Origin of the sequence: Limnospira sp. PMC 1279.21 (assembly GCF_032349615.1) — a bacterium.
Lineage (GTDB): Bacteria > Cyanobacteriota > Cyanobacteriia > Cyanobacteriales > Microcoleaceae > Limnospira > Limnospira fusiformis.
Genome location: NZ_JARPLU010000008.1, coordinates 1 through 9,806, shown reverse-complemented (window position 1 = coordinate 9,806; position 9,806 = coordinate 1). Strand labels below are relative to the sequence as shown.

Below are 9,806 nucleotides of genomic sequence, written 5' to 3'. Positions count from 1 at the left end.
ATCAACCCGCCCTCAATCACCCGCGAATTAATGGATAATTGATAATTATTAATTATTAATTATTAACCAGGTGGGGTGGGGCGGGTTTAGTAATCTTACTGGTGGGATATTTCATTGACAGTGGAACCCGCCCCTACAGGATAATGGATAATGGATAACAGGGAATAATTAAAAGTAAGAATTATCTGCCTCTGGCGAGATTACGGAAGGTTGTATATTGGGGGTCAAAGAGTAGCTTGATAGTTCCTGTAGGTCCGTTGCGGTGTTTGGTGATAATAATTTCTGTCAGACCGCGATCTGGTGAATCTGGGTTGTAGTAATCATCTCGATATAACATAATTACCATGTCTGCATCCTGTTCGATGGAGTTGTGGACGATGATATTATTAGCGACAAAATTATGTAAACTGGGAACTGTTAAATCATATACTTCGGTTTCGCTGGCTGGTTCAATGGCGGAAATTTCATCCCAATAAATATTAGTTTCGGCGGTACAAGCGATTTGACAACCCGTAGTCAATTTGTCTAAACGTTCCCAACCTGTGAGGGTAAAAAATTGATGATTAGCAGTAGCTGTTATGGTATATCCTAAACGAGTTTTTAAGTCAAAGGTGGGCTTAACCCCGGTGGCAAAAACCCTCTGAACTGTAGCCTTTTCTAAGTTATGAGTGTCTGGATTTATAGCGACAACAGAAAAGTCAGATTTTCCAACTAATTCTCGAATGGGAACTGGTAAACGACTATCTGCTAAGGTTACTAAACTATCCCCTGATAAACAACCAGACTCTCTTAAATCGGACATCATGGGACGTTTATTGGTGCGGGACTCAACGCCTCGGCTCAACTGGGAGAGGGTAATTACTGGGAGATTTAGTTCTCTGGCTAAACCTTTAAGCGATCGCGTAATGCGAGATAATTCCTGGACGCGGTTATCAGGGTTAGCCCCTTCCATTAACTGCAAATAATCAATTAAAACTAACCCCAAATTACCACCTTGTTGAGACTGTAGCTGGCGAGTTTTTGACCGCATTTCGGTAACTGTAAGGTTAGGGGTATCATCAATAAAAATTGGCAATTCTGATAGAGTTCCGATCGCCTGAGTAAGGGGTTCCCATTCAGCTTGGCTAATACGTCCGGAACGCAGTCGATTACTTTCAATTCTCGCTTCACTAGATAACAGTCGCTGAACTAACTGTTCCTTAGACATTTCTAGGCTAAAAACGGCAATTGGTAAATTATGCTTTTTGGCAATACTATGGGCGACGGAAATAGCAAAACTGGTTTTTCCCATAGACGGACGACCAGCTACAATAATTAAATCAGACCGTTGAAATCCTCCGGTCATGGCATCTAGGTCATAAAACCCGCATTCAATACCTGGTAAGGCTAATCCTTCTGAACGTTCTTCAATTCCCTGAAAGGTATCAATTAAGGTTTCTGAAATAGACACTAAATCGGGTTTGGGTTTAATTTGTGTAACGCCAAAAATCCGCTGTTCTGCTTGGTCTAACACCTTTTCTAATTCCATGTTAGTCTGATACCCTAACTGGGCGACTTCCTGACCAGCTTGGATTAACTTACGGCGCAAAAACTTATCTATTACTAATAAAGAATACTGGTCAATATTAACAGCGGAGATAGTGCGATCGACTAATTCGCCTAACTTCATCTGACCGCCAGCAGCATCTAATTGATTATGATCTGCTAACCAAGTAGTAACGGTCATTAAATCTGTGGGTTTTCCCTGTAAATGAAGGGTTAGGGTAGCCCGATAGATAGTTTGATGGGCGCTAATGGCAAAATGTTCTGGCTTGAGGATGTCGGCGACGCGACTAATAGCTTCGGAGTCGAGAAGTATACCACCCAAAATCGCTTCCTCCGCCTCAATATTTTGGGGAGGGTTGCGATCGTTGCTTAACGGCGGTATCGGCAGACTCTCAGCCATAATTAGGACATTGTAGACGGTAGATAGTGGCGGTTTGACAGTTATTAATTAGCGGAAGCGGGGGCGCATCGGGCTTGCGCCCCAGGATAGTTCTATGGTAGCAGATACCTACTCAGCAACTACATGGATTTCCACTTCGGCGGTAACTTCAGGATGGAGTTTGATATGAGCCTTATAGAAACCGATTTTGTTAATATCAGGTAAGGTGATACCACGGCGATCTACTTCTTGACCTGTAGCCTTCTCAATGGCTTCGGCTAGTTCGCGATCGGTGACGGTTCCAAAGATCGCCTCATTTTCGCCGACTTGTTTAGCAATGGTAAACCGACCGATGGTTTCCAGGGCGGTTTTACGAGACTGGGCTTGTTGTTTAAGTTCAATCAAGCGTTGACGTTCTTCTTCCCGGCGGCGTTCTACCTGTCTGAGAATGCCGGGAGTAGCGCGGACTGCGAAACTATAGGGTAGCAAATAGTTGCGCGCATAACCGGGGGCTACTTCTACTAAATCGCCTTCGCGTCCTAATTTGCTAACATCCTTAGTGAGAACGACTTGAGTTCGCTTTGACATAATGGTTCCTCATAACTGTTTTAACCCAAACACTCTATCTTAGCGATATAAAGGGGGCGATCGCAAGTGAAAACGGAAAAATCTGTGTCGGGCAGTCCTGGCACATTTCAGGTATAATCGACGGTAAAATTTAATATCAGTTAACAATTGTACCTAAAATGACACAGACACAAGCCGGTTCGCCCCAAGACTCGCAAACCCCCGTTTCTGATGCTGTCATTATCGCTCAGGATGTCCATAAGTGGTATAGCAACAACTTCCATGTTCTCCGAGGTGTCAGCCTAACGGTGAGACGGGGTGAGGTAGTGGTGATCATGGGTCCGAGTGGTTCAGGAAAATCTACGTTTATTCGGACATTTAACGCTTTAGAGGAATTTCAGGAAGGGAGTATTGTGATTGACGGGATCACGCTTTCCCATGATTTGAAAAATATTGAGGAAATTCGTCGGGAAGTGGGAATGGTGTTCCAACAGTTTAATCTGTTCCCCCATTTAACTATCCTGCAAAATGTGACCCTAGCACCAATCTGGGTGAGGCGATGGCCGAAAGCTAAGGCTGAGGAGGTGGCTATGCAGCTTTTGGAAAGGGTTGGTATTCTGGAACAGGCGAAAAAATATCCGGGTCAGCTTTCTGGGGGTCAGCAGCAACGGGTGGCGATCGCCCGCGCCCTAGCTATGCAACCGAAAATTATGTTATTTGATGAACCTACGTCCGCCCTTGACCCGGAAATGGTGCGGGAAGTGTTAGATGCAATGCGGACTTTGGCTAGTGAGGGGATGACGATGGTTTGTGTCACCCATGAGGTGGGATTTGCGCGAGAAGTAGCCGATCGCGTTGTTTTGATGTCAGATGGTCTCTTGGTGGAAGAAGGGACTCCAGAGGAGTTTTTCAACAATCCTCAAGAAGAACGGACTAAGAGATTTTTGTCACAAATTCTATAGTAGAGTTGGGAACCTCCAACAGGTAGCAGCAGAATATTGCAGAACATCAGGGACAAGCTATGGGTCGCTGGTGGCTTTTTCGGTTGGACTCAAATTCCCGGGAAGACGGTTAATAGATAGAGGATGCCAAAGTTGTTGGAGACGGTGCGCGGGAAGGGTCAAATAAAGAACATCTCCGGGACTTAACAGGGAGTCTAATAATTTCCAGCTATGTATAGTTTGGGAGTTGGTTTCGATGTACAGGGGGACAAAATCCACTCTGGTAGCCACATCTTTGACTCTTTGTCCGCAAAAGGGATGGTTAGCGGTGATTAGGGTAGCTAGGGCGACCCAAAGACTATCAGCGGTGATGCCATTGCCTAAAATTCTACCGCCGATCGCGGCGGCTGCAAAGGCAGGCGCAGCAATTTCTGTGGGACTCAGAACTGTCTCAAAATCAAATACCTGCTGAACCATTAGCCCAAATTGAGGGTCTTGGTTACGAACTATCATCCGCAGGTGGGGTGCTATAGCCCTGGCGCTGAGGGCTATTTCTAGGTTGGCGGTGTCGTCACTGGTGACGGCGAGGAGGACTTCTGCTTGTTGAACATTGACGCTTTCTAAGATAGACGACAGGGAAGCATCACCTTCGACAAAGGGTATTCTAAGCGATCGCACTGTACTGATAAAACGACAGTTAGGATCGCGATCAATTACCACTACTTCATAGCCGCTGCGGTGTAGTTGTTCAGCAATTTGAACACCAATGCCACCCAAACCACAGATTATATAATGGTTGCGTTGTGGAACCCGTGTAGCGTTGAGATATTCAGTTAACCTGGTTCCTAGTACAAAGTCATTAAGTAAGGCGTAACAGATACCAATTACCCCAGCACCTACTAGCATCATGATGGCGGTGAAGATTTTAATGCTATCAGGGGCATTCTCGGCGACTTTTTCATTACCCCCAGCCCCGGTAATCATTCCTACTGAAAAATAGAGGGAGTCAACTAGGGAATTATCTAAGTTAATGCTTACATAAGTTAGGGTCGCCAAGAAAATTGTCAGCATTAAAACCAGGGTAATCAAAAGGGCTTTTTTGCCATGCTGTTGAAACTTTTTCAGGCTGTTAATGAATTTCATCCCCCTTTGATAGAGGCTGAAACGCTGGGTGCGGATACTGGGTTTAGTGGCAATAATTAGGCGATCGCCTACATCAAGTTTTTGTCCCTCAAGAACTGCTGACACTAGATCTAAGTGGCTATTATTAGGAATGTAATAGATCAGCATTCGATCGCGATCAGACCAGAGATCATGGAGGCTTTTACCGACCCAAGAATGTTCAGGATCGATAAATTCTTCATGAATTGGCCAGGTTTGGTTAAATAGTCGCAGTTGACCAATAGCACGACTCCCCAAAGCCGCAAAGGTAAACACGGGAGCAGCCAAGGCGGAGACGCTCATGGTACTATGGTCTGGTAAAATGCGATCGAGGCTTTGTCCTAAATTAGTATTAAACAGACGGCTAATAATTCTGATTTTAGGATTGAGAATCCTGGCTTGCATTAAAATAGCTAGATTGGTAGCATCATCATTACCAGCCAGTACGAGGGTATGGGCGCTTTGAATACCAGCGGCTAACAGGGTAGAGGCGGCGCGAAAACTACCGACAACTACATCTGACCCTTCACCTTTTACGGGTTGCTCATTCACTCCTACAACAATAGCTCCTTGTTGTCTCAACAGACGAAAAATTTGGTAGCCAGTGCGTCCTAAGTTGCAAACGATAATTCTAGGTTTCATATTTCGTAAATTGTGGACTCCCCAGGGAGGGTCTAGGTCTACTGTCGGGTGTGTAATCCACCATTATGACAGCCACAAATTATGACAATTGTATCCCATAACACCGTTTGCCGATTAGATAAATACAGGGCGATCGCTATCAATCACCCTGAGTTAGAAAATCTCTGAGTCAATCTATCTGTTAGTTAGCAGGGCTTTGGATTGAGATTCTCCGGCTTTGACCAGGTTTTTATGTAGCTGTACATTCAGCAGGAATAAGGCAGTCCATTGGATAGCTATAGTTAGGAAAAAGTCGATAAATTGTGCTGATTCTAAACTAGCCCAAGGCGCAAAAGACAGCAAAAATGGCACGGGATATTGGTCGGGTTGTATTGGTATCAGCACCATGCAAATGAAAGGAAATAAGACGATCGCGAGAACAATTCCTACAGCCCAAAGTTGCGGTTTGACGATTTTCTTGAGTAGGACTAACTGCGCGACAGTTGCACAAATTAGAATCAAACCACCCAGGAAAACCAAGCCCAAAATCAACTGCCAATTTTGATGAGATTGGGAAGAATTAAATTGAAATTGTGCGGTCAAAATCCAGGGAGTCCACATGACAATTGTGATGATGATATTAGCAAAGACTGCTAACATATTGGGGCTTTTTTCTGCCCATAATAAATCCTGGAATAATTGGCGATTTTTGAGGTGATGACGGGTAGACTCTCGACGATAACGCGCCCAATCTTGCAAGGGTTGACGCTGAGGAGATAAGGCGGCGATCGCCAACAATAAGCACAAGGGAATTATCCCATATAGGAAAAATGTTCCTAACTCTTGCCATGAATTAGACCGGATTGGTGTGACAAACCCTAGCAAAAATAAGTTAAGACTAAATACTGCTAAATAACTCTGTTTTTTGCTGAGTAATGTGGTAGCGGGGTCACTAAAACGGCGGTTTAAAACTTGCCAAGTTCCCACCATTAAAACCACTAAAGTTAGACTCATAAACCCATACCATGCAGCTATATTATAGCTAACCGGAATATTAAACCATTTAATCCATAAATCCCAGCGATTATTAAAATCTTGCCAAGCATTTGGGTTCTCGTTGGCTAATCTAGCTACACCAAAGATTAACTGCAAAAATTGTAAGCTGGGAAACACTATGAATGCAGCCATTAATGTCCATAACCACCCGGCGGCAAATCCTACTAAAGGTAATAGCAGGGATAGGCTAAATAAACTCATGGCGACAATAGCAAATACCCCATATTGTAATAGCAGTAATCCGATGGGTATTTGTGCTTTAATAGCGACGATAGTCTGCAATGGTAAAGCTAAAGCCAGTCCTAGGTATAGTAAAATAGGAACACCCATTAGCTTTCCGGCTAAAATATCCCGACCTGGTTGGGGGCTGAGGCGGATAAAATTGAGAGTGCCGCGCTTTTCCTCTAGGGCTAAATCTTGAATTAGCATATACACGCCACCCAACATTAAAGCCATGGGTAAAATCCAATTCATGGTCAGAAATATATCATTCCACCAGGTTTGCCATTCAATAACTATGGGGAACTGTTTAGAGTCAATGATATATCTCCCATAGGGACTTTTTTCGGTGGGTAATTGAGCAGAAAAGAAGAATATCAGCAGTGCTTGGCTGAGGAGAGAAACACTACTAACTAAGGTAATACTGCGAGGTTTGAGTCTGCCTTTTAGTTCTCGAATTAACTGGGGATTCCAGTTAGCTACAAATGCCATCAAATTAGGTATTATCATGATTCCCTCAAGTTAAGGATAGGTGGTTAATTTGGGGCGTTTTTAAGATGCCTGTTTATGTCCCAATTTCAAGAAAATTGATTCTAAATTATCCTGGGTGGGATAAAATTGGGTAATGGGTAAACCTGCATCTATGAGCGATCGCAATAAAAGGGCCTGGGTTTCTAAATCACCAGTAAACTGCACCCGTACTTGTTGACTGCCGGGAATTACTTCCCACTCTTCTATGTTGGCACAATTTTTCAAATGTGTAACTAAGGGATTAACAGATCCGAGAGTGGAAATAAAAATTTGTTGATTACTCAGGCGCTGATAGAGTTCGGCTAAAGATGCACTCTCGACTAAATAGCCAAGTTCCATAATGCCTATCGAGGTACAAAAATCCTCTAAATCGCTGAGAACATGGGAAGAAATGAGAATTGTCATTCCAGCTTCTCGCAGGGTTTTAATGATGTCGCGAAACTGTTGGCGGGCGATGGGGTCTAACCCAGAAACAGGTTCATCAAGTAACAGCAAGAGGGGTTGATGAATTACTGTCCGCCCTAAACTTAACCTTTGTTTCATTCCCCGAGATAGGGTAGCAATTAAGCTATGGCGTTTATGGCTAAGGTCCACTAATTCTAAAACTTCATAAATCCGTTGCGATCGCTTAGGTTCTCGGAGATAATATAATCCAGCGAAATAGTCGAGATAATCCTGAACTGTCAGATCATCATAAAGGGGAAAATCATCAGGGAGATAGCCAATATACTGCTTTAAAGTGGGATTAGTGCGATCGCGTAATAGCCTTTCTCCGTGAATATAAATCTCTCCGGTTGAGGGTTCTTCTGCAGTAGCCAGCATCCGCAGTAGGGTAGTTTTTCCCGCCCCATTAGGGCCAATCAGTCCGTAAACTTCCCCCGCCGCCACCTGTAGGTCAAGGTCATGAACTGCTATATGACGGTCGAATTGTTTGGTTAGTCCCCGGGTTTCAATCGCCAATTCTTTAGCCATAAGGGGTATTTTGTAAGTTCTTATTTGGGACTACAATAATTACAATTGTGGTTACGGAAGGATCTTGATTATTCTTGCGAGTCTCCCTACATATAGAGATAATAAACCCAGTGATGAGCATTAATCTATGAGCAAAATTGCCCTGTTTGGAACCAGTGCCGATCCTCCCACAGAAGGCCACCAGTCTATTTTAACTCAACTAGGTCAGAGATTCGATCGCGTGTTGGTCTGGGCTGCTGATAACCCTTTTAAGTCTCATGGCGCTTCCCTGGAACATCGACAAGCTATGCTAGAGGTGTTGATTAACTCAATTTATCCACCCCAAACTAATATTTTGCTGAAACCAGAACTTAGCAGTCGCCGCACGATTGAGACGGTCCACCGGGCTCGGAAATCTTGGCTTAATGACGACTTTACCCTAGTTATCGGCTCAGATTTGGTATCACAGATACCCCGTTGGTATAAAATTAATGATCTGTTGGGTGAGGTTAACTTATTAGTGGTTCCCCGACCAGGCTACGACATTGAAGACCCTGATTTGGCGAAACTGCGAGAGTTAGGGGGAAAAGTAGCGATCGCCAATTGGCAGGGTTTACCTGTTTCCTCCACTGATTTTCGCCAAGCAGGTGATCCTAATCCCATTCCGGGCGCGGTGGCTGATTATATCGCGCGCCAAAATTTATATCAATCTAGTTCTGGCCAGCAGTCCTGAATATGGCAGGAAATTCCCCACAACCATCGACTAGCCACCCCCTCGCTGACTTTAAGGTGGGAGTGGATAATATTATTTTTTCGATTGATACAGCGGCTCATCGCCTGTTGGTATTATTGGTAATGCGACAACAGGAACCTTTTTGCGATCGTTGGAGTCTTCCGGGAACCTTAGTGCGTCAAGGGGAATCCTTAGAAGATGCGGCTTATCGGATTTTAGATGAAAAAATTAAGGTGGAAAACCTTTATTTAGAACAGCTTTATAGTTTTGGCGGACCTCATCGCGATCCGCGAGAAAGTGCAGGGAGTTATAATGTCCGTTATCTATCTGTGAGTTATTTTGCCCTAGTTAGATTTGAGGAAGCGCAATTAATTCCTAATCAATCAACGGGGGTAGCTTGGTATCCCATACAAGAAGTACCATCTCTAGCATTTGACCATAATCAGATTTTAGAATATGGATATCGTCGCCTGCGTAATAAGTTAGAATACAGTCCGGTGGCTTTTGATGTACTTCCACAACTCTTTACCCTAGGGGAATTATACCAATTTTATCTAACAGTTTTAGGTGAGGGTTTCTCGGACTATTCCAATTTTCGCGCCCGTTTACTCAAGCTAGGCTTTCTGTGTGACACGGGTATCAAAACCTCTCGCGGCGCAGGACGACCCGCCACCCTCTACCGCTTCGACGCTGAAGCGTTTAGCCCCTTAAAGGATAAACCTTTAGTTTTTGTTTAGTGCGCTAAATTAACAATTAATAATTAATAATTAATAATTAATAATTAGAGCCGGGTTTCTCCCCCCACAGGTCAAGAAACCATAGGGCGGGTTTATTAAGATGGTTGTGGGGATGGAGAAATTAATAATTAATAATTAATAATTAACAATTAGAGCCGGGTTTCTCCCCCCACAGGTCAAGAAACCATAGGGCGGGTTTATTAAGATGGTTGTGGGGATGGAGAAATTAATAATTAATAATTAATAATTAACAATTAGAGCCGGGTTTCTCCCCCCACAGGTCAAGAAACCCGGTTTCTCAAAGAAACCTGGTTTCTAAGCTGAACCATAGGGCGGGTTTATTAAGATGGTCGTGGGGATGGAGA

General features: G+C 43.9%; 8 protein-coding genes. 3 read left to right on the top strand and 5 right to left on the bottom strand.

Features of this window, described 5'->3' with window-relative positions:
- Nucleotides 1-181: 181 nt before the first annotated feature.
- Together dnaB and rplI are read right to left on the bottom strand one after the other, a co-directional pair.
- Entirely contained in the window at nt 182-1,945 is a 1,764-nt protein-coding gene (gene dnaB, locus P5683_RS02295; RefSeq protein ID WP_006625724.1) for a replicative DNA helicase, read from the bottom strand.
- Nucleotides 1,946-2,053: 108 nt separating this feature from the next.
- Nucleotides 2,054-2,512 carry a 50S ribosomal protein L9 gene (gene rplI, locus P5683_RS02290; protein ID WP_006625725.1) on the bottom strand — a complete coding sequence of 153 codons (459 nt, stop codon included), beginning with the start codon at nt 2,510-2,512 and terminating at the stop codon, nt 2,054-2,056.
- A 158-nt stretch (nt 2,513-2,670) separates the two neighbouring features.
- Here rplI and P5683_RS02285 point away from each other — a divergent pair, with 158 nt between their 5' ends.
- Complete coding sequence (locus tag P5683_RS02285) at nt 2,671-3,453, top strand: amino acid ABC transporter ATP-binding protein (RefSeq protein WP_006625726.1); 783 nt, start codon at nt 2,671-2,673, stop codon at nt 3,451-3,453.
- A 57-nt stretch (nt 3,454-3,510) separates the two neighbouring features.
- Here the strand turns inward: P5683_RS02285 and P5683_RS02280 are convergent, their stop codons facing one another.
- From P5683_RS02280 to P5683_RS02270, 3 genes are all read right to left on the bottom strand, one after another.
- A complete protein-coding gene (locus P5683_RS02280; RefSeq protein WP_006625727.1) occupies nt 3,511-5,235 on the bottom strand; it encodes a TrkA family potassium uptake protein in 1,725 nt (574 codons plus the stop codon).
- 174 nt (nt 5,236-5,409) lie between these two features.
- Complete coding sequence (locus tag P5683_RS02275) at nt 5,410-6,999, bottom strand: hypothetical protein (protein ID WP_315640580.1); 1,590 nt, start codon at nt 6,997-6,999, stop codon at nt 5,410-5,412.
- 42 nt (nt 7,000-7,041) lie between these two features.
- Nucleotides 7,042-7,992, bottom strand: a complete 951-nt coding sequence (locus P5683_RS02270; protein WP_006625731.1) for an ABC transporter ATP-binding protein — start codon at nt 7,990-7,992, stop codon at nt 7,042-7,044.
- A 127-nt stretch (nt 7,993-8,119) separates the two neighbouring features.
- On the opposite strand from P5683_RS02270, the gene P5683_RS02265 reads away from it, so the two are divergent.
- Both P5683_RS02265 and P5683_RS02260 read left to right on the top strand, forming a co-directional pair.
- A complete protein-coding gene (locus P5683_RS02265; protein WP_006625732.1) occupies nt 8,120-8,704 on the top strand; it encodes a nicotinate-nucleotide adenylyltransferase in 585 nt (194 codons plus the stop codon).
- 2 nt (nt 8,705-8,706) lie between these two features.
- On the top strand, nt 8,707-9,441 hold the full coding sequence (locus P5683_RS02260; protein WP_006625733.1) for an NrtR DNA-binding winged helix domain-containing protein: 735 nt from the start codon (nt 8,707-8,709) through the stop codon (nt 9,439-9,441).
- Nucleotides 9,442-9,806: the final 365 nt, after the last annotated feature.